Genomic DNA, 23,389 nt, shown 5'->3' on the forward strand with positions numbered 1-23,389 from the left:
CAGCCAGCGCCGATAAATGTGATCTAAATCATCCTTAATCACGATGCGTACATTTATCCAGTTTTTGGCAAATTTGTCATCTGGCTATCCTTCGAACGAAAGCCGTATGCTTACCTCAACGACAGCACCGAATTAAGCATTGAGGAAAACACAATGGAACTCTATCTGGATACCGCCAACGTCGCCGAAGTGGAACGCCTGGCCCGCATCTACCCGCTGGCCGGGGTAACCACCAACCCGAGCATTATCGCCGCCGGTAAAGTCCCGGTCTGGGATGTGCTGCCGCGCCTGCAAAAAGCCGTCGGTCCGGAGGGCACCCTCTTCGCGCAGACCATGAGCCGCGACGCGCAGGGCATGGTGGAAGAGGCCAAACGTCTGAGCAATGCCGTGCCGGGCATTGTGGTCAAAATCCCGGTCACCGCCGAAGGGCTCGCCGCTATCAAACTGCTGAAGAAAGAAGGCATCCCGACCCTTGGCACCGCCGTCTACAGCGCTTCGCAAGGCCTGCTGGCCGCGCTGGCCGGCGCAAAGTACGTCGCGCCTTACGTTAACCGCGTCGACGCCCAGGGCGGGGACGGCATCCGCATGGTGCAGGAGCTGCAATCCCTGCTGGAAATGCATGCGCCCGAGAGCAAAGTTCTGGCGGCAAGCTTCAAAACGCCACGCCAGGCGCTGGATTGTCTGCTGGCTGGCTGCGAAGCAATCACCCTTCCACTAGATGTAGCGCAACAAATGCTCGGCACCCCTGCGGTAGAGTCAGCCATAGAGAAGTTTGAACAAGACTGGAATAACGCCTTTGGCACGCTGAATCTGTAACCGGATCCGCGAGCCGCCTGCGGGCGGCGTCACGGTCATCGAGGAGGAATCGAAATGGATCGCATTATTCAATCACCAGGCAAATATATCCAGGGCGCAGGCGCCATCAAGCGCCTCGGCGACTATCTGAAACCGCTGGCCGAGCGCTGGCTGGTGGTCGGTGATAAGTTCGTCCTGGGGTTTGCGGAAGAGATGCTGCGTAAAAGCCTGGCCGACGCTGGCCTGGCGGCCGAAATCGCGCCGTTTGGCGGTGAGTGTTCGCATAATGAAATCAACCGCCTACGCGATATCGCCGGCAACGCGAAGTGCACCGCCGTGCTGGGGATCGGCGGTGGCAAAACCCTGGATACCGCGAAAGCGCTGGCCCACTTTATGAATGTGCCGGTGGCGATCGCCCCCACCATCGCCTCCACCGATGCGCCGTGCAGCGCGCTGTCGGTGATATACACCGACGAAGGGGAATTCGACAGCTACCTGATGCTGCCGCGCAACCCCAACATGGTCATTGTCGATACGCAGATCGTTGCCGGCGCGCCGGCCCGCCTGCTGGCCGCCGGGATTGGCGATGCGCTGGCTACCTGGTTCGAAGCCCGCGCCTGCTCCCGTAGCGGCGCCACCACCATGGCGGGCGGGAAGTGCACCCAGGCGGCGCTGGCGCTGGGCGAGCTATGCTACAACACCTTACTCGAAGAGGGTGAAAAAGCGATGCTGGCCGCCGAACAGCACGTGGTCACCCCGGCGCTGGAGCGGGTGGTGGAAGCCAACACCTATCTGAGCGGCGTGGGTTTCGAAAGCGGTGGTCTCGCGGCGGCGCACGCGATTCATAACGGCATGACGGCCATCCCTGACGCCCATCACTATTATCACGGGGAAAAAGTGGCGTTCGGAACCCTGACGCAGCTGGTGCTGGAAAATGCGCCGGTGGACGAAATAGAGACCGTCGCCGCGCTGTGCCACAGCGTTGGGCTGCCGATCACCCTGGCGCAGCTGGATATCAAAGGTGATATCCCGACCAAAATGCGTCTGGTGGCGGAAGCCGCCTGCGCTGAAGGCGAAACCATTCACAATATGCCGGGCGGCGTTGATTCCGACCAGGTCTACGCCGCGCTGCTGGTGGCCGACCAGTATGGTCAGCGCTTCCTGCAGGAATGGGAATAAACCAGAGCAAAACACCCGGCGTCAGCCGGGTGTTTTTTATGCATCTCTGCAGGCCGGAGCAGGCTATGCCCCTCGTCTCTTGATACTGATCATCGCCAACGCCAGTACTATCAACGCAATGCCACAACCTTCCACCTTTCCTGGATTTTCATGTAGTAGCCACCAGGAAAATAGCACGCCACAGACCGGTACGGCCAGCGTACTCAGACCGGCTATACTTGCCGGTAAATTACGCAGTACAAAAAGCCACAGACTCCAGGCCAGCGCCGTTGCAAGGATTGCGCTGTAAGCCAGGGCCCAGAAAACGTCGGGCTGCCAGTCTACCGCTCGTTGCGGGACGAGCCAGGCCACTACGCTCATTACTACGGCGGCATATAGCATCTGCCATGTCGTTAGTGCCAGCAAATCAACCTGCGGATACCGGGTATACATACGCTTCGCGACGATCGCACCTGCCCCCCAGCTCACGCCGGAGAGGATCGCCAGCAAGGCGCTTTTCAGGGAAGTAAAGTCGAGTTGCCAAGGCTGAAGTACGAGTATCAGGCCCACGCATGCCACCCCGATGGCGATATACTGCCATCGCCGCATGCGCTCACCTAAGAATAACGCGGCCATCACCACTACCCAGAATGGCATGGTATAACTCAGGATCGCCACTTTACCGGCGCCACCGCTCATTAGCGCCCACTGTGCCAGACCGACCATGCCGCAGGTTTGCAATAACGCGATCGCCAGGGTGTAGCCGAAAGGCGTCGGCTTGAGCGCTTTACCGCGGATCAACATCACTATCCATAGCACCACGGCGCCAAAAATACAGCGCAGCGCCGTGAAGTCAAAAGCGCCGATATAGCTCGTCACTTGCTTCATCGCGATCCAGCTAAAGCTCCAGATCAGCGTTAATAACGCCAAACCGCCAAACGCCAGTGGATCGCTCTTCCTTGCCATTGCATAACCCATCCCTGTCAATTATCAGGCTGGCACTATACGCGCTTTATCTTCTGCTCTCCCCTGACCTGTATCAGCGTTTTGGGCAAAAAAAAAGCGATGGCGAATACCGGCTTCGCCATCGCACTAAACGTTAATGAAAACTCAGGCCGGGCGTACGCCCAGCGTATGGCAGATGGCGTAGCTCATCTCGGCGCGGTTCAGGGTGTAGAAGTGGAAATCCTTGACCCCTTCCCGGCTTAAGATCTTCACCATGTCCATGGCGATATTCGCCCCCACCAGTTGACGGGTTTCGGCGTCGTTATCCAGCCCTTCGAACATTTTTGACATCCACACCGGGATACGGACGTTGGTCATATCCGCAAACTTTTTCGCCTGTTTAAAGTTGGAGACCGGCAGGATACCGGGAATGATTTCCACGTCGATGCCTGCCGAGACGCAGCGATCGCGAAAACGCAGGTAGCTTTCCACATCGAAGAAGAACTGGGTGATCGCGCGGTTGGCGCCTGCCTCGACTTTGCGTTTCAGGTTCAGTAAATCCGCCTGCGCGCTTTTCGCTTCCGGATGCACTTCCGGATACGCGGCAACAGAGATATCGAAATCCCCCACCTCTTTCAGCAGGCTGACCAGATCGGCGGCATACATCTCCGGTTTACCGCTGCCCGGCGGCAGGTCGCCGCGCAGCGCGACGATATGGCGGATGCCGTTGTTCCAGTAATCCTGGGCGATAGTGCGCAGCTCATCGCGAGTCGCATCGATACAGGTCAGGTGCGGCGCCGCTTCCAGACCGGTTCGCTCTTTAATGCCCTTGATGATGCTGTGGGTGCGATCGCGCTCGCCGGAGTTCGCGCCATAGGTCACCGAGACAAACTTCGGTTTCAGACTGCTCAGGCGATCGATGGATTTCCACAGGGTTTGCTCCATTTCACTGGTGCGCGGCGGAAAGAATTCAAAGGACACATTAATCTGGCCCTGGACTTCCGCCAGGCTCTGATTCAGGGCTTCCCGCTGATTGGCGTGAAAAAAGCTCATACCTTACCTCATCAATCGCATGTAATGGCTGTTATATTGCGAACTTCTATACGTTTAGACGTCCAGATGTAAAAATGACGGAAAAGCGCGCGGGCGTCAATAGAAAAATCTGCGTAAAGAGTGAGGAATAGGTCACCTACATGAAAGAATTTCATCTTCCGATCACCTGGCCACGCACAGGAAGCGGCTCGGTGGGCAATATAAGGTGGCTCGCGAGTCAGCCTGAGACTAGCCAGTCGCCAGAATGCCATCCAGCAGAGAAAGCCATTGCTGCACGGACTCTGCCTGGTAAGGCGGATAAATCACCCCAAGGCTTAACGGCATCGCGTCGCCCTCAGCCACCGGGCAGAACGCCACCCCCTGACGCTGAATCGCGGAAAAGGACGCCGGCAGCAGGATCATGCCTTCGCCGCGCGCAATACGCGCCAGCAGCACATCATGCTCGGCCGGCTCTTCCACATACGTCGGGGCATAGCCAGCCCGGTCGAAAATGCGGCGCGTGTAGTCAAAGAAACCAGGATTACGCTCGCGTTTAAACCAGAACAGCGGCCGATGATTGAGCGCGCTTAACGTCAGCCCTGGCCTGGCGGCTTCCGGCCAGGAGGCCGGTAATGCCGCAATGAGCGGCTCATGATACGGCAATGGGTGCAGGCGCAGCCCTTCAGTATTGAGCGGCAACGCGACCAGCGCCGCATCGAGTTTGCCTTTGCGTACCTGCTGAGCCAGCGCCGGTGAGGCGTGGCGGGTGATATGCAACGCGCGGGTATGTTCGCTCAGCGCAGCCTCAACGGCGGCGAAAATGCCCTGTTCGAAGGCCGTCGTCACGCCCAGACGTAGAGCCTGCGGCGAGTTGGCGGCGAGCTCACTCAATGCCGCCAGCGTGCGTTCCTGGAGCGCCAGCAGAGGTTGAATCATCTCCAGCACCTCTCTACCCGCGTCGGTCAGGATCAGGCCTTTGCTATGGCGCTGAAACAGCGTCACCCCCAGCTGCGCTTCCAGATGGCGGATATGGCGGGTCAGCGGCGGCTGCGAGATAAATAACCGCTGCGCCGCCCGGCTGATGTTATTTTCCTCCGCTACCACGGCAAAGGCGCGCAGCAGGCGAATATCCAGGGAATGTAATCGCGAAGTTGTCATACTGAAAAGGTATCACGAAAAGGGTATTACTCAAGTCCGGCACACTTCCCTACCCTTCCTCTTAACGCACCATCACAGAGAGGAAAAAACGATGTCCAGCGAACGTTATATCATCGGTCAGGAAATGCTTCAGCGGGTGGATGGTAAGGGCGGGGAAGCCGTCATCGACAGCCTGCGGGATATCGCCCCCGATTTCGCCCGCTATCTGATTGAGTTCCCCTTCGGCGATATTTACGCCAGGCCAGGGCTCGATTTACGCAGCCGGGAAATCGCCACCATCGCCGCGCTCACGGCGTTGGGTAACGCCGAGCCACAGCTGAAAGTACACATTGCCGCGGGATTAAACGTCGGCCTGACGCAAGAGGAGATTACGGAAGCGATCATGCAGATGGCAGTCTATGCCGGATTCCCGGCGGCCCTCAACGGCCTGTTTGCCGCCAGGGCGGTATTTGCGGCCCACTGATCGCTTAAGGCCGGGCTGACTGCCCGGCCTTAAAAACTTATTTCTTCACATCGACAACGCGCTGCCCGCTAAGCTGCTCATCCGTTATCTTTTGCCCGGCTTTGAAATAGTCTACGACCGCATTTGAAACGTAATAGCCGCCGGAGGTATTACGCGCCTGCCCCTCGGTAAACGCGACAAAACCATCGCCGCCATCTGCAAGGAAGCTGTTGGTGACAATATGGTAAACCGTCGTATCGTCAATCGGTTTACCGTTTAGCCTGAATAACACAACGCGCTGGCCCACAGGTTTGCTGCTGTCATACTTCATTTCCAGTCCCCGGGAGACCTGCAGCACGCCGTTGCTCAACCCGGCGCCATGCTCCATCAGGCTACGCAACTGCTTCCCGGTTAGATCCATGGTGACCAGCTCGTTGGGAAACGGGAAGGTGCTGATAACGGCGCCCATGCTCACCGCCCCGGCGGGGATCTCATTCCGGATCCCGCCCGAGTTGGTTAACGCCATCTGCGTACTCCTACCTGCTGCCAGCAGCAAGGCGTCAGCGGCAAGATTGCCCAACGGCGAAGAGATGCCATACGCACGGGTCAGTTCAACGGGCGATTGTGTAATGACCTGCTGCACCAGTTGATCAAGTTGCTTATTCCAGCCGTCGATGACCTGTTTTGTCTGCGGATCAGGCTTCCACTCATCGGCATAAAGCGTCTTCAGCTCAAAGTGCTTCACCGTGAATTGGTGCGGTTTCTCCTGATAATCCAGCACCAGTTTACCCACATCGATGCCGCCGCTATCGGTAGAAAGGATCAACGTATTACCCACTTTAATGGGCTCCGGTGTGCCAACGTGAGCATGGCCGGTAATTAAAACGTCCAGACCTTTCACCTGACCCGCAGTCTGAATATCTTTATCCAGCGCACGACGCACATCGGTTCCCCCCTGGCTCGACTGACGCGCCGGGACGCCTTCATGGATCAGGGCCACGGTCAGATCCACTTTACCGTTAAGTTCATCGATATAATGCTGTAGCCATTTCACCTCATCGCGCGCTTCGATACCCACTCGCGTCGCGGCAGAAACGGTGTCATTAAAAGCAAACACGCCGTGCAGGCCAATCACGCCAATTTTCACGCCATCTTTTTCGATAATGGTATAGGGCTTATCCCAGAACGATTTATCGCTGTTCTGATAAAAAATATTGCCCTGAACAATCGGGAATGTCGCCTGGCTAAGCTGAAGCAACGTATTATCCCAGCCGTGATCGAACTCATGATTACCGATAGTCACCGCATCGTAGGACATCGTATTCATAATATCGATTATCGCTTTGCCCTTCGTCAGGCTACTGATGTAAGGCCCGGTAAAATAATCTCCGGCATCAAAAAACCAGGTCGCGTTATTTTTCGCTTTTTCCTGTTTCACCATCGTCGTGATATTCGCCCAACCGCCAATATCTCGTTTACCATCCGCTATCCATGGCACTTTATAAGGTTCGACATGGGCATGAAGATCGTTGGTATAAATTATGGTGACATCTTTGGCGCAGGCCCAGAAAGGCAAAGTCAACAGAAGTGCTGCGCTCATTGCTTTTAGTTTCATCGGAGTTCCTTTCAGAGTGATAAAGAACCGCTAAGTTACGTTCTGAAAGACTTTTTTATGTGAGAGCATTCACAGTTGTATGCAACCTGAGCAGGACAAAATTAACGACCTGTAAAAATCGTTGGTATTGACCTGCCAGTGGATACTCTCTTTACCATTAATGCCTGTAAAACTTTTGGCTGCCGCAATTTAGGTTTACCGTCTGCGGCTGAGTATCATTTCCCGAATTTTCGGCTGGGCTACCCGGCGCTCTACTGCGCAGCCTGCGGCAGCTATCCCCCCCTGTTTAACGAACGGGAATTCCGCCCCTGGCTGGCGGCTTATCTGACGGATCATGCCCGCCGCTACGGCTATTTTTGCCCGGTATGCTATCAGCGGGATATTATTCGCTACGGCCGCAATCCGCAGGGTACGCAACGCCTTCAGTGCCGCCACTGTAAAAAGGTCTGGACGCCAAAATTCCCACACATCGCCCCAATTGAAGCCCCACGACGTATTTGCAGCGTACCGTTGATAGCGCCATTCCAGGGTAATGCCGCCGGGCAAAAGCTCTATTTTTTATTAAGCTTTGATGCCGTGCGCGGTAATGTTATTCATCTTACCTCTAATTTCACTCCTTTCGCGGTAGGCGAATCATTACGCTATCACTGGCGCGGCGGACAAGCCGACAGGGAGGAGACTGACGATATTATTCAACGTATTTCTCTCACTGAAATGCGCTTTTTACAACGCAGTCAGTTCGATGAAATCCAGTACGGCAGCGCAATGCAAAAGCGCCATGCCCGCGGCAATATATTGCGCCCGGTTATCGCCGCGCACGGTCATTTCAAACTGCTCAGCCAGCAGTTTCCAGAGGTGAAAACGCACGTTATTGCGCATGAATGCTTTTTACGCGGCGCGGCGATCGTTGCCTGGGCGCCGCTTTTTCGTCAGCGGCAAGGCGATCTATGGTATGTGGAAGAAGAGATAAGGAACCCAGCCAGCCCGGCTCCGTGGCAGCTACAGGGGAAAACCCATCATGGCTGGTGGCAAAATTCATGGCAGCGTTGGACGCAGGAAGAGAATCAGAAAATGGTCTGCCGGCTTGCCGGCACTGCAGAAGAGAACGCCTTTCTACCAGACCTTGCGGCCAGCCGACGGTTTACAATATGGCTGGAAAACAGACCCGCGTTTGCGCAGAGCGCCCTGTATTCCGCAGGGCGCGTAACGCAAATAGTGGCCTCACTGGTTCAAGAGTATAACGCGACGCTTACAGCAGCTGCGCCAGGCGGTTAATATCCGACTGGATTGCCCCGGCGGTCACATCGCGCCCGGCGCCGGGCCCGCGGATCACCAGCGGGTTATCGCGATACCAGCGGCTTTCGATGGCAAACACGTTATCGCACGGCAGCAGCGCCGCCAGCGGGTGCTCTTCGCGTACCGCTTCCACACCGACGCGTGCTTTGCCGTTGGCATCAAAGCGCGCCACGTAGCGGAGCACCAGCCCCATCTCGCGGGCCGCTTCCAGACGCTGCAGCATCTGCTCGTTCAGCTCTTCGCCATTCTCAAAGAAGTGATCGACCGACCCCTCTTCACAGTGCGCCGGCACCAGTGATTCCACACGCACCTGATCCGGTTCGATGTCATAGCCCGCTTCCCGCGCGAGGATCACCAGCTTACGCATCACATCCTTACCGGACAGATCGACGCGCGGATCCGGCTCGGTCAGCCCCTGCTGCCACGCCTGATCCACCAGGTCGGTGAACGGCACGGTGCCATCGAACTGCAGGAACAGCCAGGATAGCGTTCCCGAGAAGATACCGCTCAGGCCGAGAATAGTATCGCCGCTGTCGATCAGGTCGCGCACCGTATGGTTCACCGGCAAGCCGGCGCCCACGGTGGCGTTATATAGCCAGTGGCGCCCAGTCTTCTCAAACGCGTCGTGGATCTGACGATATTTATCACTGCTGCTGGCACCCGCCAGCTTGTTAGCGCTAATGACGTGGAAGCCATGGCTGGCGAAATCAAGATACTGGTCGGCCAGCTGTTCGCTGGCGGTGACGTCCAGCACCACTAAATCATCATACGGGTGCGCGCGCATCCACAGGAACAGCGACTCTTCATCCTGCTCCACCGCTTCATCGTTGAAGAAAGCCAGCGCCCGGCTGGCATCCAGCCCGTCGTAATTCAGCAGGCTGCGTTTACTGTCGACTACGCCGGCGAGAATAAACTCGAAACCGGTACGCGCCGAGAGCGTAGTTTGTTCACGGGCGAAAAGCTCCAGCCAGCGGGAACCAATGTTCCCTTTGCCGAACAGCATCAGGCCAATACGCTTTTCGGCGCGAAACAAGGACTGATGCAGCCCCTGGATCAGGCTTTCCGTCGGCCCGGCGCGTAGCACCGCCACCAGGCTGATCCCCTCTTCAGACTGCCAGGTGAACTCCACCGGCTGCCCTTTGAGCTGCTGCCAGAAACGGTGGCAGTGCAGCGGGTTACGGGTGACTCCCGCGCCCACCATCGCCACCAGCGCCAGCTTCTGACGCAGACGCAGCTCGCCCGGCAGACCGGCTTCATCGAGCAATTTCAGCGCGCTGTCGGCCACCTCGGAGGTATAGCAGAACTGCAGCAGCTTACGGTCGGCATGGACGCCAACGGCTAACGGGCGCAGCTGGGCGCGTTTGAGCAGAGCGTCCAGCTCTTTATGCGCCAGTTTGAAATCGTGACCGGCCGGCACCTGGAACTCCACCAGGCAGACGTCGTCATGGCTGGTGACAATCCGTGCGCCGGTACCGGAGGCCAGCACGCGCTCAATGCGCGTGGAACCCTGTTCCGGCGTGTAGCTGCAGCGTAACTGCAGATCGATATCACTGGCGGAAACCGGCTGTAGCGTGCGGGCATGGAGCACCGGCGCGGCCAGGCGCGCCAGCTCGCTGGCTTCGTCCAGACGCAGCAGCGGCAGCAGGCAGGCGTCTTTCACCTTGCGCGGATCCGCGCTGTACACCCCGGCAACGTCGCTCCAGATAGTGACCCGGGAGGCACCCGCCAGCGCGCCGATCTGGGTGGCAGAGTAGTCAGACCCGTTACGGCCCAGCAGGACGGTTTCGCCGGCCTGGTTACGGGAGATAAAGCCGGTCACCACCAGACGTTTGTTAGGATGCTGCGCCATCAGCTGCTGCAGCAGCGGATAGGATAATCCTTCATCCACCTGCGGCTGCGCGGCGCGTTCCGCGCGCAGGAACGCGCGCGCGTCCAGCCAGGCGGCTTCCATACCCAGCTGATTGAGAACCGCCGCCATCAGGCGCGCGGACCACACTTCCCCATGGCCGACTACTTCCGCATAGACCGCTTCGGAAACCCCGCCGTCCAGCAGACCAGCCAGACGCTCAAGGTCGTGGATAAAGGCGGCTATCAACGTATCCGCCGCCGCAGGCTCCAGCAGACCGCCAATCAGCTCGGTGTGATAGCGGCGAAGCGACTGCTGAACCTGATGCGCAGCAAGGCGATCGCTCTGGCTAAGCTTAAGCCAGCTGATCAGCTGGTTGGTGGTGCTGCCAGCGGCGGAGACGACCATCATATCCCCCGCCTGCGAATACTCCTTCATGATCCCCGCGACGCGCAGGTAACATTTCGCATCCGCTAAACTACTCCCACCAAATTTGTGCAGCTGACGACCCTTCGCCCCTGCCTGCGCAATCACACTCATCTTTATTCCTCGTTTGCTGCCCGGAAGCCATTTTCCAGGTCGGCAATTAAATCTTCACCATCTTCAATACCGGTCGATATACGCAGGAGCGTTTCTGAAATTCCGGCGGCGGCACGCGCTTCAGGCGCCATGCCGGCATGCGTCATCGTTGCCGCATGGGAAATCAGGCTTTCAACGCCCCCCAGCGATTCCGCCAGTGTAAACAGCGACAGCCCGCTCAGAAAACGGCGCAGCGTCTGCTCGTCACCGTCAAGCTCGAAGCTTAACATTGCGCCAAAACCTTTTTGCTGACGCGCCGCAATTTCATGCCCCTGGTTTTCCGGCAGCGATGGATGATACAGCTTTTTCACCAGCGGCTGGGTTTTCAGATACTCAACGATCGCCAGGGCATTTCGCTGCGCCACTTCCATCCGTGGAGACAGCGTCCGCAGCCCGCGCAACAGCAGATAGCTGTCGAAGGCGCTGCCGGTGACGCCAATATTATTCGCCCACCATGCCAGTTCGGTGACAGTTGCCGGATCTTTGGCAATCACCACCCCGGCCACCACATCGGAGTGACCATTGAGGTATTTGGTACAGGAATGCAGCACCAGATCGGCGCCCAGCGCCAGCGGGTTTTGCAACGCCGGGCTCAGGAAGGTGTTGTCCACCACGCTAAGTGCCCCGGCCTCATGCGCCAGACCACAGATTTTCGCAATATCCACCACCCGCAGCAATGGATTACTTGGGCTTTCCACCAACACCAGCTTCGGTTTTTCCGCCAGCGCCGCCCGCAGCGCCTGCTCATCGCTTTGATCGACAAACTGGACGCGATAGCAGCCGCGCTTCGCCAGGCTGTCGAACAGACGGTAGCTGCCGCCGTAGCAGTCGTGCGGCGCCACCAGCAGATCGCCCGGTTTAAGGAACACCGTCGTCACCAGCAGGATCGCCGACATTCCGGTATTGGTCAGCACCGCGCCGGCGCCGCCCTCCAGCTCCGCTAAGGCGCGCTGCACCACATCGCGCGTCGGATTGCCACGACGGGAGTAGTCGTGGGCGCGCGGTTCATTAAAGCCGGTGAAGTTATAGGTACTGGAGAGGTGAATCGGCGGGACAACGCAACCGTACTGCTCGTCGTCATTTAAACCGCTACGCACTGCGATGGTGGCCTGTTTACGCGTCATGTTGGGAAGTTCCTGGGCTGAATCGGTGAAAAGTCAGGCTCCAGAGTAATCATTGTCACAATAGACGTCAATACATCTGGACATCTAAACTTCTTTGCGTATAGATTGAGCAAAGTGCAAATAGCCGTTAAAATTATATGCATTAGCGCACGTCGTCGGCGGCTTATCTCATGTCAGAAAGCCCGCGCATACGGTAAACTACGCGCAATTATAGCCCGGGCGGAATATTCTGGCCCTTCACTAATAAACAGAGGATTAAGGTATCTCATGGCTGAATGGAGCGGCGAATATATCAGCCCATACGCTGAGCACGGTAAGAAGAGTGAACAAGTAAAGAAAATTACGGTTTCCATTCCTCTGAAGGTGTTAAAAATCCTCACCGATGAACGCACGCGTCGTCAGGTGAATAACCTGCGTCACGCGACCAACAGCGAGCTGCTGTGCGAAGCGTTTCTGCATGCCTTTACCGGACAACCGTTGCCTAACGATGAAGACCTGCGTAAAGAGCGCAGCGATGAGATCCCGGAAGCGGCGAAAGCGATTATGCGTGAACTGGGAATCGACCCGGATACGTGGGAATACTGAGACGATAAAAAGGGCGGAATAATCTTCCGCCCTTTTTTCTTTCCCGCCCAGGCAGGCGGAAGAGACAAAAAAGCCGCCCTGAGGCGGCTTCTTCTGGCAACTTACTTGCTGCCCGGGATGCTGAAGCGCTTGTTGAAGCGGTCAACACGGCCACCGGTAGCAACATCACGCTGTTTGCCGGTGAAGAACGGGTGGCATTTGCCGCACACGTCGAGGTTCAGGTCGTGACCAACGGTGGAGCGGATTTTCATGACATTACCGCAAGAACAGGTAGCAGTAATTTCGTCGTAATTTGGGTGAATACCTTTTTTCATGGGAGAACCTCAGTTAAGGCCGCGTCGCTCTTCCAGCCCTAACGCCAGACACCACGCGATATTAGTAATTTCCCGTCGCCTTCTACGCTGCTGACAGCGTGAAGCACGCGGTAATGGTCAATCTTCAATGCGATATAAAGCGCATCAAAGGCGGCGAATCATACAGAATTTGACCAGCATATGCAAACTGATCCGCGCCGCCTTATCGTAATGTGTATACTATCCCGCCAGATTTCAAGTCAGGAAGATGACATGTCCGTCGCCCACGTTGCCCTACCCGTTCCGCTACCGCGCACTTTTGACTACCTGCTGCCTGAAGGCATGGCGGTCAAAGCGGGCTGTCGGGTGCGGGTGCCGTTCGGCAAACAGGAGCGGATCGGCATTGTCGCGGCGGTGAGCGAGCGCAGCGAACTGCCGCTGGATGAGCTAAAACCGGTCGCCGAAGCGCTGGACGACGAGCCGGTCTTCTCCACGACTGTCTGGCGACTGCTGATGTGGGCGGCTGAGTATTACCATCACCCGATCGGCGATGTGCTGTTCCATGCATTACCCGTTATGCTGCGCCAGGGCAAACCCGCCAGCGCCACGCCGCTGTGGTACTGGTTCGCCACCGAGCAGGGGCAGGTTGTCGACCTTAACGGCCTGAAACGCTCCCGGAAGCAGCAGCAGGCGCTGGCGGCGCTGCGCCAGGGTAAAATCTGGCGTCATCAGGTTGGCGAACTGGAATTCAATGAAGCGGCGCTGCAGGCGCTGCGCGGTAAAGGGCTGGCGGAGCTGGCCTGCGAAGCGCCCGCCCTCACCGACTGGCGCAGCGCGTATTCGGTTGCCGGCGAACGCCTGCGCCTGAATACCGAGCAGGCCACCGCCGTCGGGGCGATCCACAGCGCCGCCGATCGTTTCTCCGCCTGGCTGCTGGCGGGTATTACCGGCTCCGGGAAAACGGAAGTCTATTTGAGCGTGCTGGAGAATGTGCTGGCGCAGGGGCGCCAGGCGCTGGTGATGGTGCCGGAGATCGGCCTGACGCCGCAAACCATCGCCCGATTTCGCCAGCGCTTTAACGCGCCGGTGGAAGTGCTGCACTCCGGGCTCAATGACAGCGAACGTCTCTCGGCCTGGCTGAAGGCGAAAAATGGCGAAGCGGCCATTGTGATCGGCACCCGCTCCTCGCTGTTTACCCCATTTAAAGATCTCGGCGTCATCGTCATCGACGAAGAGCATGACAGCTCCTACAAGCAGCAGGAAGGCTGGCGCTACCATGCCCGCGACCTGGCGGTATGGCGCGCCCACAGCGAGCAGATCCCGATAATTCTCGGCTCGGCGACGCCGGCGCTGGAGACTCTGCATAACGTCCGCCAGGGTAAATACCGCCAGTTAACCTTAAGCAAACGCGCGGGCAATGCGCGCCCGGCCCAGCAGCACGTGCTCGATCTCAAAGGGCTACCGCTGCAGGCGGGCCTGTCTCCCGCGCTGATTAGCCGTATGCGCCAGCACCTGCAAGCGGATAACCAGGTGATCCTGTTTCTTAACCGCCGCGGCTTTGCGCCAGCGCTGCTGTGCCACGATTGCGGCTGGATAGCGGAATGCCCGCGCTGCGACAGTTACTATACGTTGCACCAGGCGCAGCACCATCTGCGCTGCCACCATTGCGACAGCCAGCGCCCGATCCCGCGCCAGTGTCCTTCCTGCGGCTCCACGCATCTGGTGCCGGTAGGGATCGGCACCGAGCAGCTGGAGCAGGCCCTGGCGCCGCTGTTCCCTGAGGTGCCTATCTCGCGTATCGACCGCGATACCACCAGCCGCAAAGGAGCGCTGGAGGAACATCTCGCCGCCGTCCATCGCGGCGGGGCGCGTATTCTGATTGGCACCCAAATGCTGGCCAAAGGGCACCACTTCCCGGACGTCACCCTCGTCTCCCTGCTGGATGTCGACGGGGCGCTGTTTTCCGCTGATTTCCGCTCCGCAGAGCGTTTCGCTCAGCTTTATACCCAGGTCTCCGGACGAGCGGGCCGGGCAGGAAAACAGGGCGAGGTCATTCTTCAAACCCACCATCCGGAACACCCTCTACTGCAGACCCTGCTGTATAAAGGCTACGACGCCTTTGCCGAACAGGCGCTGGCAGAGCGGCAGACGATGCAGCTGCCGCCGTGGACCAGCCATGTGCTGATTCGTGCGGAAGACCATAACAACCAGCAGGCGCCGCTGTTTTTACAACAGCTGCGCAATCTGCTGCAGGCCAGCCCGCTGGCCGACGAAAAGCTATGGGTGCTCGGTCCGGTTCCGGCGCTGGCGCCAAAGCGCGGCGGCCGCTGGCGCTGGCAAATATTGCTGCAGCATCCTTCGCGGGTGCGTCTGCAACATATCGTTAGCGGTACGCTGGCGCTGATCAATACGCTTCCGGAGGCGAGAAAAGTGAAGTGGGTGCTGGATGTCGATCCGATTGAAGGATAAGCCTTCTCTTGCGAGCCGGATCGAAAAATTTAACAAGCATCACGTTTTTCATGAAAATTCTGTAACTCACTGCCGCGACTATCTGATAAAAATGATGCAGCAGTTAGCGCCCAAGGGAAATGCCAGCGCCATTCAGCGAGGAGAAACCAGGTGAAGCCCAAAAAACAAGTGGTTGCCGCCACCATGAAAGACGTCGCCCTCAAGGCAAACGTTTCCACGGCAACCGTGTCCCGAGCGTTGATGAACCCTGATAAGGTGTCGCAAGCCACCCGTAACCGGGTCGAGCAGGCGGCGCTGGAAGTCGGCTATTTACCGCAGTCGCTCGGACGCAATATGAAGCGCAACGAATCGCGGACGATCCTCGTGATCGTCCCGGATATCTGCGATCCCTTCTTTAGTGAAGTGATCCGCGGTATTGAAGTCACTGCCGCCGAGCACGGCTATCTGGTGTTAATCGGCGATTGCGCCCACCAGAATCAGAAAGAAAAAACCTTTATCGACCTTATCATCACCAAGCAGATCGACGGCATGGTGCTGCTCAGCTCGCGCTTGCCGTTTGACGCCAGCGTGGAAGAGCAGCGCAATTTGCCGCCAATGGTCATGTCGAATGAGTTTGCGCCGGAGCTGGAGCTGCCCACCGTCCATATCGATAACCTGACGGCGGCCTTTAACGCGGTAAATTATCTCCACGAGCTGGGACATCAGCGTATCGGCTGTATCGCCGGCCCGGAAGATATGCCGTTGTGCCATTATCGCCTGCAGGGTTATGTGCAGGCGCTGCGCCGCAGCGGTATCACCGTCGATCCGCACTATATTGCTCGCGGCAACTTTACCTTCGAAGCCGGCGCCAATGCGCTGGAGCAGCTGCTGGCGCAGCCGGTGCCGCCCACGGCGGTCTTTTGCCATAGCGATGTGATGGCGCTGGGCGCCTTATCGCTGGCAAAACGTCGCGGTCTGAAAGTACCGGACGACCTGTCAATTGTCGGCTTCGATAACATCGCGTTGTCTGAATTTTGCGATCCGCCGTTGACCACGGTTTCACAGCCACGGTTTGATATTGGCCGTGAAGGAATGCTGCTATTACTGGAGCAAATGCAGGGGCATAACGTGAACAGCGGCTCGCGTCTGCTCGATTGCGAACTGATTGTTCGCGGCAGTACGCAAAAAATCAGACGATAACCATCAGGCTTTCGGGCCTGCTCTTCTGGTCAAAGGCCCGCCGCTTAAGTAACATGGCGGGCTGACGAACGAATATAAGACAGCGAAACGATAGTGGCACAACGAGATTATGTACGCCGCAGCCAACCGGCTTCTTCGCGGCGCAAAAAGAGCACGACCCGAAGCTCAAGGAATAAGCAAAGCAGCCTTCCGGCGATTTCACCGGCGATGGTGGCGATCGCGGCGGCTGTGCTGGTGGCCTTTATCGGTGGCCTCTATTTCATTACGCATCATAAGAAAGAAGAAGCGGAAGCGATGCAAAATCGCCAGGCCGCCGGCAACGGCTTGCCGCCCAAACCGGAAGAGCGCTGGCGCTATATTAAAGAGCTGGAAAGCCGCCAGCCTGGCGTCCGCGCGCCGACCGAACCGACCGCCGGTGGCGAAGTCATGAAACCGGAACAGCTGACCGACGAGCAGCGCCAGCTGCTCGCCCAGATGCAGGCCGATATGCGCCAGCAGCCGACCCAGCTGACCGAAGTGCCGTGGAACGAACAAACGCCGGCGCAGCGCCAGCAGACGCTTCAGCGTCAGCGTTTAGCGCAGCAACAGCAGCAGGCGCAGCAGCAACAGTGGGCGCAGACTCAGGCGCAGACCGTCCAACAGCAGCCGCCGCGCGTTCAGCAGCCGAAGCCGGTTCAGCAGCAACAGCCGAAGCAGACCGCGTCAAACCAGCAGCCGTACCAGGATCTGCTGCAGACGCCAGCGCATACCAATACCACGCAGCCGCGTACCCAGGCCGCGGCGCCGGTAACTCGGGTGGAAGAAGCGCCGAAAACCACCGCCGAGAAGAAAGACGATCGTAGCTGGATGATCCAGTGCGGCTCTTTTAAAGGCGCCGAGCAGGCCGAAACCGTCCGCGCTCAGCTGGCTTTCGAAGGGTTTGCTTCGCACATTACCACTAACAACGGCTGGAACCGCGTGGTTATTGGCCCGTTGAAAGGCAAAGAAAGCGCCAACGAGATGATCACCCGCCTGAAGATGGCTGGACACGCGAACTGCATTCGTCTCGCCGCCAGGGGTTGAAACCCTCAAAATCCCCCCCATCTATAATTGCATTCGGCCCCGCGGACAGCGCGGGGCCCCTGTTCCGCTTTTGCAACCAAGGGGTCTGCTCGTGACTACAATTGTAAGTGTTCGCCGTAACGGCCATGTTGTTATTGCCGGTGATGGCCAGGCCACGCTGGGCAACACCGTGATGAAGGGCAATGTGAAGAAAGTGCGTCGTCTGTACAACGACAAAGTGATTGCCGGTTTCGCTGGCGGCACCGCCGACGCCTTCACGCTGTTCGAACTGTTTGAACGTAAACTGGAAATGCACCAGGGCCATCTGGTGAAGGCCGCCGTTGAGCTGGCCAAAGACTGGCGAACTGACCGGATGTTGCGCAAACTGGAAGCGCTGCTGGCCGTCGCGGACGAAAACGCGTCGCTTATCATCACCGGTAACGGTGACGTGGTACAGCCGGAAAACGATTTGATTGCTATCGGCTCCGGCGGTCCTTACGCCCAGGCCGCGGCCCGCGCGCTGTTGGAAAATACCGATATGGGCGCGCGCGACATCGCCGAGAAAGCGTTGGATATTGCAGGTGATATCTGCATCTACACCAACCATTTCCACACCATCGAAGAATTACCTTCTAAAGCGTAAGGATCTCCCATGTCTGAAATGACCCCACGCGAAATTGTCAGCGAACTGGACAAACACATTATCGGTCAGGACGCCGCCAAGCGTTCTGTTGCTATCGCCCTGCGTAACCGCTGGCGTCGGATGCAGCTTAACGAAGAGCTGCGTCATGAAGTCACGCCGAAAAACATTCTGATGATCGGCCCAACCGGCGTCGGTAAAACCGAAATCGCCCGTCGTCTGGCAAAACTGGCTAACGCGCCGTTTATCAAAGTTGAAGCGACGAAGTTCACCGAAGTGGGCTATGTCGGTAAAGAAGTGGACTCCATCATCCGCGATTTGACCGATGCGGCGATCAAAATGGTTCGCATGCAGTCCATCGATAAGAACCGTTACCGCGCGGAAGAGCTGGCGGAAGAGCGCGTGCTTGACGTGCTGATCCCACCGGCGAAGAACAACTGGGGCCAGACTGAGCCGTCGCAGGAACCGTCTGCAGCGCGCCAGGCGTTCCGTAAAAAACTGCGTGAAGGCCAGCTGGACGATAAAGAGATTGAAATCGATCTCGCTGCGGCGCCGATGGGCGTTGAAATCATGTCCCCTCCTGGCATGGAAGAGATGACCAGCCAGCTGCAGTCTATGTTCCAGAACCTCGGCGGCCAGAAGCAGAAACCGCGTAAGCTGAAAATCAAAGACGCGATGAAGCTGCTGATTGAAGAAGAAGCGGCCAAACTGGTCAATCCGGAAGAGCTGAAGCAGGAAGCCATCGACGCTGTAGAGCAGCACGGTATCGTCTTTATCGACGAAATCGACAAAATCTGTAAGCGCGGCGGCAATACCTCCGGCCCGGACGTCTCCCGCGAAGGCGTACAGCGCGACCTGCTGCCGCTGGTGGAAGGCTGCACCGTCTCCACCAAACATGGGATGGTCAAGACCGACCACATCCTGTTTATCGCCTCCGGCGCATTCCAGGTGGCCAGCCCATCCGATCTGATCCCGGAACTGCAGGGGCGTCTGCCGATCCGCGTTGAGCTGAAGGCGCTGACCACCCACGACTTCGAGCGCATCCTGACCGAGCCGAATGCCTCCATCACCGTGCAGTACAAGGCGCTGATGGCGACCGAAGGGGTGAACATCGAATTCACCGAAGACGGCATCAAGCGCATCGCCCAGGCCGCATGGCAGGTAAACGAAACCACCGAGAACATCGGTGCGCGTCGCCTGCACACCGTGCTGGAGCGCCTGGTGGAAGATATCTCCTATGATGCCAGCGAGATGAACGGCCAGACCGTCACTATTGATGCCGAATATGTGAGTAAACACCTGGATGTTCTGGTGGCAGATGAAGATCTGAGCCGTTTTATCCTATAATCCGGTGCAATGCATTTTCATCACTGTTGATGGGGGCTATCGCCCCCATTTTTATTGGCTAAAATAACTATGACTGATATCAGCCGTTCACAGGCGTGGCTGGAAAGCCTGCGTCCTAAAACGTTACCGCTGGCATTTGCCGCGATTATTGTTGGCACCGTCCTTGCCTGGGAGCAGGGCCATTTTGATCCCTGGGTTGCCCTGCTGGCGCTGATCACCGCCGGCTTGCTGCAAATTCTTTCCAACCTCGCCAATGACTACGGCGACGCGGTTAAGGGGAGCGATAAACCGGATCGCATCGGGCCGCTGCGCGGGATGCAGAAAGGGGTGATTACCCCCCAGCAGATGAAGCGCGCTCTGATCGTCACCGTCGTACTCATCTGCCTGTTTGGTCTGGCGCTGCTGTGCGCCGCCTGGCAGAGCGTCGGCGATTTCATCGGCTTCCTCGCCCTGGGAGGCCTGTCTATCGTGGCCGCCATCACCTACACGGTGGGCACCCGTCCGTATGGATATATTGGTCTGGGTGATATCTCAGTACTCGTTTTCTTCGGCTGGCTGAGCGTCCTCGGCAGCTGGTATCTGCAAGCCCATAATGTGGAAGCGGCCATTTTTCTGCCGGCGACAGCCTGCGGTCTGCTGGCGACCGCCGTGCTGAACATCAATAATCTGCGCGATATCGACAGCGACCGGCAGAACGGGAAGAACACCCTCGCCGTGCGCCTGGGCCCGGTCAATGCCCGCCGCTATCATGCCTGCCTGCTGCTCGGCGCCCTGCTGTGTCTGGCGCTGTTTAACCTGCTGACGCTGCATTCAGCCTGGGGCTGGCTGTTTATTCTCGCCACGCCGCTGCTGGTGAAACAGGCGCGCTACGTCCTGCGCGAATCCGATCCGCTGGCGATGCGGCCAATGCTCGAAAAGACGGTCAAAGGGGCCTTACTGACCAACCTGCTGTTTGTTATCGGAATTATTGCCAGTAAGCTGATGGCTTAACTGACAAATATCAATTAACAATTGATGATTTTGCCAACAATGCGATTCGCGGGATATACTAAAAACTCTCGCAGCAACTGAACGTTAAGCCTATGAAATACGATACTTCCGAGCTTTGTGACATCTACCAGGAAGATGTCAACGTCGTGGAACCGCTGTTCTCTAACTTTGGAGGACGGTCGTCGTTTGGTGGACAGATCATTACGGTTAAATGTTTCGAGGATAACGGGTTGCTCTACGATCTGCTCGAGCAGAATGGCCGTGGTCATATTCTCCTGATCGACGGCGGCGGCTCAGTACGACGCGCGTTAATTGACGCAGACCTGGCGCGTCTGGCCGTCCAGAATGAATGGGAAGGGTTGGTGGTCTATGGCGCGGTGCGCCAGGTTGACGACCTTGAGGAACTGGACATTGGTATTCAGGCGCTGGCGGCTATTCCGGTCGGCGCGGCTGGCGAAGGCATCGGCGAAAGCGACGTGCGCGTCAATTTCGGCGGGGTGACTTTCTTCTCCGGCGACCATCTGTATGCCGATAACACCGGGATGATCCTGTCGGAAGACCCGCTGGATATCGAATAAACCTTCCGCCATAAAAAAGGCCTTCTCCATGAGAAGGCCTTTTGTTTATCCGGCGCGTAACTTAGTACAGTTTCTTCGCGCAATCCAGCCAGTCGTTCTTGAACGGACGCTTCATGTTCTCGATGGCATCGATGATGTCGTGGTGCACCAGCTTCTCGTTCTGGATGCCGACGCAACGGCCGCCATGGCCCTGCAGCAGCAGCTCAATCGCATAGGCGCCCATGCGGGAAGCCAGGATGCGGTCGTAAGGAACCGGGGAACCGCCGCGCTGAATGTGGCCGAGGACGGTGGCGCGAGTTTCACGGCCAGTCTCTTTCTCGATGTAGCTTGCCAGCTCGTCAACGTCGCACATGTGCTCGGTGATGGCCACGATAGCGTGTTTTTTCCCTTTCGCGATACCGGCTTTGATTTCTGCCACCAGATCGTCACGGGTATATTCCACTTCAGGCACCATGATGAACTCACAGCCGCCGGCAATCGCCGCCGCCAGGGTCAGGTCGCCACAGTAACGGCCCATCACTTCCACCACGGAGATACGCTGGTGCGAAGAGGAGGTGTCGCGCAAACGGTCAATCGCTTCCACCACGGTGCTCAGGGCAGTAAAGAAGCCGATGGTGTAGTCAGTGCCTTTGATATCGTTGTCGATGGTGCCCGGCAGGCCGATGCATGGGAAGCCCATCTCGGTCAGGCGCATCGCCCCCATATAGGAACCGTCACCGCCGATAACCACCAGCGCGTCCAGGCCGCGCTTCTTCATGTTTTCGATAGCCACAGCGCGGATGTGTTCTTCGCGGAATTCCGGGAAGCGAGCGGAGCCCAGGAAGGTACCGCCGCGGTTGATCATGTCGGAAACGCTGTAACGGTCGAGCTGAACCATACGGTCTTCATACAATCCGAGGTAACCGTCATAGATTCCAAAAACTTCCAGACCTTCCGTTAATGCCGCGCGCACAACGCCACGAATTGCTGCGTTCATGCCCGGCGCATCACCGCCACTTGTCAACACACCGATTTTCTTAATCATGACTACCTCTGAACTTAGGAAGCAAAAAATAATTCTGTTGCCTGAAGCGCTCCCTCACCAGGAGTGCACGACGCTAATGACAATAGTATATCAAACGCCTCAAGCTGAATTGATTCAGGTCAGACCAAACGGCGGTAATTTATACAAAAAATGCCGATCTGCCCCACATTTTTACATCGAGTTTACAGACTATAACCTAACGCTCAAAAAAGCCCTGCTGCGCCGCTGGCACCACAGAGCTGGGATCCTGATGGATAATGACATCGGACCCCGGGAAACGGCGCAGAATCGCCTGCTCCACCTGGTCTGCAATCACGTGGGCTTGCACCAGCGGGAGGTTATCTTCCATTTCCAAATGAATCTGAATAAAGCGGGTCGGCCCTGACTGCCGCGTTCGTAGATCGTGCGCCCCGCGGATGCCGGGCCATGCGGTCACGATGGTGATAATGTCCTGACGCTCCTCGTCAGGCAAGGCGCGGTCGAGTAGTGACTGAACCGCCTCATAGCCCATCCGCAGCGCGCTATATAAAATATAGATGCCAATCCCCAGGGCAAACAACGCGTCGGCGCGATGCCAGCCGTACCAGGATAGGCCCAGCGCCACCAGAATGGCGCCGTTCATCATAACATCAGACTGATAATGAAGCATATCCGCCCGCACCGCCTGGCTCTGGGTTTTTCGCACCACCCAGCGCTGGAAAGTCACCAGCGCCAGCGTACTAACGAGGGCGATCAATGTGACGACGACCCCGACGCCGGCGGCCTGCAGCGGCTCCGGACGCACCAGGTGCTGAATGCCGGTGAGAAACAGGAACAGCGCCGAGCCGGAGATAAACATGCTTTGCGCCAGCGCCGCCAGCGACTCCGCTTTGCCATGACCAAAGGTATGTTCTTCATCAGCAGGCTGTAGCGAATAGCGAACCACCAGCAGGTTGGTCAGCGAGGCGGCAATGTCCACCAGCGAATCCACCAGCGCAGCCAGAATACTGACAGAACCGGTATACCACCACGCAAAAATTTTGATCAAAAGTAACGCGGAGGCCATAGCCGTCGCGGCGATAGCGGCGCGACTGACCAACCGGCCATAAGATTGATTCATATAGGCTCCTTCTCCTGCAATGCGCTTAGTATAACCCGAACTTGTGACGCTCACGGGATAGGCGAAGGAGTTGATTTACCGTAAAAAGGGCAAAAAAAACCCCCACATCATGTGGGGGAAGACAGGGATGGTGTCTATGGCAAGGAAAACAGGG

General features: G+C 57.6%; 21 protein-coding genes. 12 read left to right on the forward strand and 9 right to left on the reverse strand.

Features of this window, described 5'->3' with window-relative positions:
- Positions 1–153: 153 nt before the first annotated feature.
- Entirely contained in the window at positions 154–816 is a 663-nt protein-coding gene (fsa, locus tag LPQ25_RS25325; RefSeq protein ID WP_004177977.1) for a fructose-6-phosphate aldolase, read from the forward strand.
- Between the two features lie 54 nt (positions 817–870).
- Positions 871–1,974: a bifunctional L-1,2-propanediol dehydrogenase/glycerol dehydrogenase gene (gene gldA, locus LPQ25_RS25330; protein ID WP_012737111.1), complete on the forward strand. Its 1,104-nt coding sequence runs from the start codon at positions 871–873 to the stop codon at positions 1,972–1,974.
- Positions 1,975–2,037: 63 nt separating this feature from the next.
- On the opposite strand, the gene LPQ25_RS25335 is transcribed toward gldA, so the two are convergent.
- The 3 genes from LPQ25_RS25335 to LPQ25_RS25345 form a co-directional block, all read right to left on the reverse strand.
- On the reverse strand, positions 2,038–2,919 hold the full coding sequence (locus tag LPQ25_RS25335; RefSeq protein WP_004177983.1) for a DMT family transporter: 882 nt from the start codon (positions 2,917–2,919) through the stop codon (positions 2,038–2,040).
- Between the two features lie 144 nt (positions 2,920–3,063).
- A complete protein-coding gene (metF, locus tag LPQ25_RS25340; RefSeq protein WP_004203682.1) occupies positions 3,064–3,951 on the reverse strand; it encodes a methylenetetrahydrofolate reductase in 888 nt (295 codons plus the stop codon).
- A 228-nt stretch (positions 3,952–4,179) separates the two neighbouring features.
- Complete coding sequence (locus LPQ25_RS25345) at positions 4,180–5,088, reverse strand: LysR family transcriptional regulator (RefSeq protein WP_012737110.1); 909 nt, start codon at positions 5,086–5,088, stop codon at positions 4,180–4,182.
- Positions 5,089–5,179: 91 nt separating this feature from the next.
- On the opposite strand from LPQ25_RS25345, the gene LPQ25_RS25350 reads away from it, so the two are divergent.
- Positions 5,180–5,551: a carboxymuconolactone decarboxylase family protein gene (locus LPQ25_RS25350; protein ID WP_048336823.1), complete on the forward strand. Its 372-nt coding sequence runs from the start codon at positions 5,180–5,182 to the stop codon at positions 5,549–5,551.
- Positions 5,552–5,588: 37 nt separating this feature from the next.
- On the opposite strand, the gene LPQ25_RS25355 is transcribed toward LPQ25_RS25350, so the two are convergent.
- Positions 5,589–7,145, reverse strand: coding sequence for a bifunctional metallophosphatase/5'-nucleotidase (locus LPQ25_RS25355; protein WP_012737109.1), 1,557 nt, complete (start codon positions 7,143–7,145; stop codon positions 5,589–5,591).
- Positions 7,146–7,283: 138 nt separating this feature from the next.
- On the opposite strand from LPQ25_RS25355, the gene LPQ25_RS25360 reads away from it, so the two are divergent.
- Complete coding sequence (locus LPQ25_RS25360) at positions 7,284–8,420, forward strand: IS1/IS1595 family N-terminal zinc-binding domain-containing protein (protein ID WP_012737108.1); 1,137 nt, start codon at positions 7,284–7,286, stop codon at positions 8,418–8,420.
- On the opposite strand, the gene LPQ25_RS25365 is transcribed toward LPQ25_RS25360, so the two are convergent.
- Both LPQ25_RS25365 and metB read right to left on the reverse strand, forming a co-directional pair.
- Positions 8,395–10,827, reverse strand: a complete 2,433-nt coding sequence (locus LPQ25_RS25365) for a bifunctional aspartate kinase/homoserine dehydrogenase II (protein ID WP_002882944.1) — start codon at positions 10,825–10,827, stop codon at positions 8,395–8,397. The genes LPQ25_RS25360 and LPQ25_RS25365 overlap by 26 nt on opposite strands.
- A gap of 2 nt (positions 10,828–10,829) precedes the next feature.
- A complete protein-coding gene (gene metB, locus LPQ25_RS25370; RefSeq protein ID WP_012737107.1) occupies positions 10,830–11,990 on the reverse strand; it encodes a cystathionine gamma-synthase in 1,161 nt (386 codons plus the stop codon).
- A gap of 267 nt (positions 11,991–12,257) precedes the next feature.
- On the opposite strand from metB, the gene metJ reads away from it, so the two are divergent.
- Positions 12,258–12,575: a met regulon transcriptional regulator MetJ gene (gene metJ / locus LPQ25_RS25375; protein ID WP_002882924.1), complete on the forward strand. Its 318-nt coding sequence runs from the start codon at positions 12,258–12,260 to the stop codon at positions 12,573–12,575.
- Positions 12,576–12,676: 101 nt separating this feature from the next.
- Here metJ and rpmE read toward each other — a convergent pair whose 3' ends face one another.
- Positions 12,677–12,889: a 50S ribosomal protein L31 gene (gene rpmE, locus LPQ25_RS25380; protein ID WP_002882922.1), complete on the reverse strand. Its 213-nt coding sequence runs from the start codon at positions 12,887–12,889 to the stop codon at positions 12,677–12,679.
- Between the two features lie 252 nt (positions 12,890–13,141).
- On the opposite strand from rpmE, the gene priA reads away from it, so the two are divergent.
- The 7 genes from priA (at position 13,142) to rraA (ending at position 21,112) form a co-directional block, all read left to right on the forward strand.
- Positions 13,142–15,337: a primosomal protein N' gene (priA, locus tag LPQ25_RS25385; protein WP_009309733.1), complete on the forward strand. Its 2,196-nt coding sequence runs from the start codon at positions 13,142–13,144 to the stop codon at positions 15,335–15,337.
- 150 nt (positions 15,338–15,487) lie between these two features.
- Positions 15,488–16,516 carry a DNA-binding transcriptional regulator CytR gene (gene cytR / locus LPQ25_RS25390; RefSeq protein ID WP_002882921.1) on the forward strand — a complete coding sequence of 343 codons (1,029 nt, stop codon included), beginning with the start codon at positions 15,488–15,490 and terminating at the stop codon, positions 16,514–16,516.
- 93 nt (positions 16,517–16,609) lie between these two features.
- Positions 16,610–17,578 (forward strand): cell division protein FtsN, encoded by a 969-nt coding sequence (gene ftsN, locus LPQ25_RS25395; protein WP_002882919.1) that lies wholly within the window; start codon positions 16,610–16,612, stop codon positions 17,576–17,578.
- A gap of 91 nt (positions 17,579–17,669) precedes the next feature.
- Positions 17,670–18,200, forward strand: a complete 531-nt coding sequence (hslV, locus tag LPQ25_RS25400; protein ID WP_002882918.1) for an ATP-dependent protease subunit HslV — start codon at positions 17,670–17,672, stop codon at positions 18,198–18,200.
- A gap of 9 nt (positions 18,201–18,209) precedes the next feature.
- Positions 18,210–19,544 (forward strand): HslU--HslV peptidase ATPase subunit, encoded by a 1,335-nt coding sequence (gene hslU, locus LPQ25_RS25405; protein ID WP_002882917.1) that lies wholly within the window; start codon positions 18,210–18,212, stop codon positions 19,542–19,544.
- A gap of 69 nt (positions 19,545–19,613) precedes the next feature.
- Entirely contained in the window at positions 19,614–20,534 is a 921-nt protein-coding gene (menA, locus tag LPQ25_RS25410) for a 1,4-dihydroxy-2-naphthoate polyprenyltransferase (protein WP_009309732.1), read from the forward strand.
- 92 nt (positions 20,535–20,626) lie between these two features.
- On the forward strand, positions 20,627–21,112 hold the full coding sequence (gene rraA / locus LPQ25_RS25415; RefSeq protein WP_002882913.1) for a ribonuclease E activity regulator RraA: 486 nt from the start codon (positions 20,627–20,629) through the stop codon (positions 21,110–21,112).
- A 61-nt stretch (positions 21,113–21,173) separates the two neighbouring features.
- Here rraA and pfkA read toward each other — a convergent pair whose 3' ends face one another.
- Positions 21,174–22,136, reverse strand: coding sequence for a 6-phosphofructokinase (pfkA, locus tag LPQ25_RS25420; RefSeq protein ID WP_002882911.1), 963 nt, complete (start codon positions 22,134–22,136; stop codon positions 21,174–21,176).
- Positions 22,137–22,332: 196 nt separating this feature from the next.
- Positions 22,333–23,235: a CDF family cation-efflux transporter FieF gene (gene fieF / locus LPQ25_RS25425; protein WP_002882907.1), complete on the reverse strand. Its 903-nt coding sequence runs from the start codon at positions 23,233–23,235 to the stop codon at positions 22,333–22,335.
- Positions 23,236–23,389: the final 154 nt, after the last annotated feature.

Origin of the sequence: Klebsiella sp. KPN54798 (assembly GCF_021184225.1) — a bacterium.
GTDB classification, from domain to species: domain Bacteria; phylum Pseudomonadota; class Gammaproteobacteria; order Enterobacterales; family Enterobacteriaceae; genus Klebsiella; species Klebsiella pneumoniae.

Bases quoted from the DNA above. Each gene is read 5' to 3' on its own strand.
- fsa (WP_004177977.1), top strand. From the start codon at position 154: ATGGAACTCTATCTGGATACCGCCAACGTCGCCGAAGTGGAACGCCTG.
- gldA (WP_012737111.1), top strand. From the start codon at position 871: ATGGATCGCATTATTCAATCACCAGGCAAATATATCCAGGGCGCAGGC.
- LPQ25_RS25335 (WP_004177983.1), bottom strand. From the start codon at position 2,919: ATGGCAAGGAAGAGCGATCCACTGGCGTTTGGCGGTTTGGCGTTATTA.
- metF (WP_004203682.1), bottom strand. From the start codon at position 3,951: ATGAGCTTTTTTCACGCCAATCAGCGGGAAGCCCTGAATCAGAGCCTG.
- LPQ25_RS25345 (WP_012737110.1), bottom strand. From the start codon at position 5,088: ATGACAACTTCGCGATTACATTCCCTGGATATTCGCCTGCTGCGCGCC.
- LPQ25_RS25350 (WP_048336823.1), top strand. From the start codon at position 5,180: ATGTCCAGCGAACGTTATATCATCGGTCAGGAAATGCTTCAGCGGGTG.
- LPQ25_RS25355 (WP_012737109.1), bottom strand. From the start codon at position 7,145: ATGAAACTAAAAGCAATGAGCGCAGCACTTCTGTTGACTTTGCCTTTC.
- LPQ25_RS25365 (WP_002882944.1), bottom strand. From the start codon at position 10,827: ATGAGTGTGATTGCGCAGGCAGGGGCGAAGGGTCGTCAGCTGCACAAA.
- metB (WP_012737107.1), bottom strand. From the start codon at position 11,990: ATGACGCGTAAACAGGCCACCATCGCAGTGCGTAGCGGTTTAAATGAC.
- metJ (WP_002882924.1), top strand. From the start codon at position 12,258: ATGGCTGAATGGAGCGGCGAATATATCAGCCCATACGCTGAGCACGGT.
- rpmE (WP_002882922.1), bottom strand. From the start codon at position 12,889: ATGAAAAAAGGTATTCACCCAAATTACGACGAAATTACTGCTACCTGT.
- priA (WP_009309733.1), top strand. From the start codon at position 13,142: ATGTCCGTCGCCCACGTTGCCCTACCCGTTCCGCTACCGCGCACTTTT.
- hslU (WP_002882917.1), top strand. From the start codon at position 18,210: ATGTCTGAAATGACCCCACGCGAAATTGTCAGCGAACTGGACAAACAC.
- menA (WP_009309732.1), top strand. From the start codon at position 19,614: ATGACTGATATCAGCCGTTCACAGGCGTGGCTGGAAAGCCTGCGTCCT.
- rraA (WP_002882913.1), top strand. From the start codon at position 20,627: ATGAAATACGATACTTCCGAGCTTTGTGACATCTACCAGGAAGATGTC.
- pfkA (WP_002882911.1), bottom strand. From the start codon at position 22,136: ATGATTAAGAAAATCGGTGTGTTGACAAGTGGCGGTGATGCGCCGGGC.
- fieF (WP_002882907.1), bottom strand. From the start codon at position 23,235: ATGAATCAATCTTATGGCCGGTTGGTCAGTCGCGCCGCTATCGCCGCG.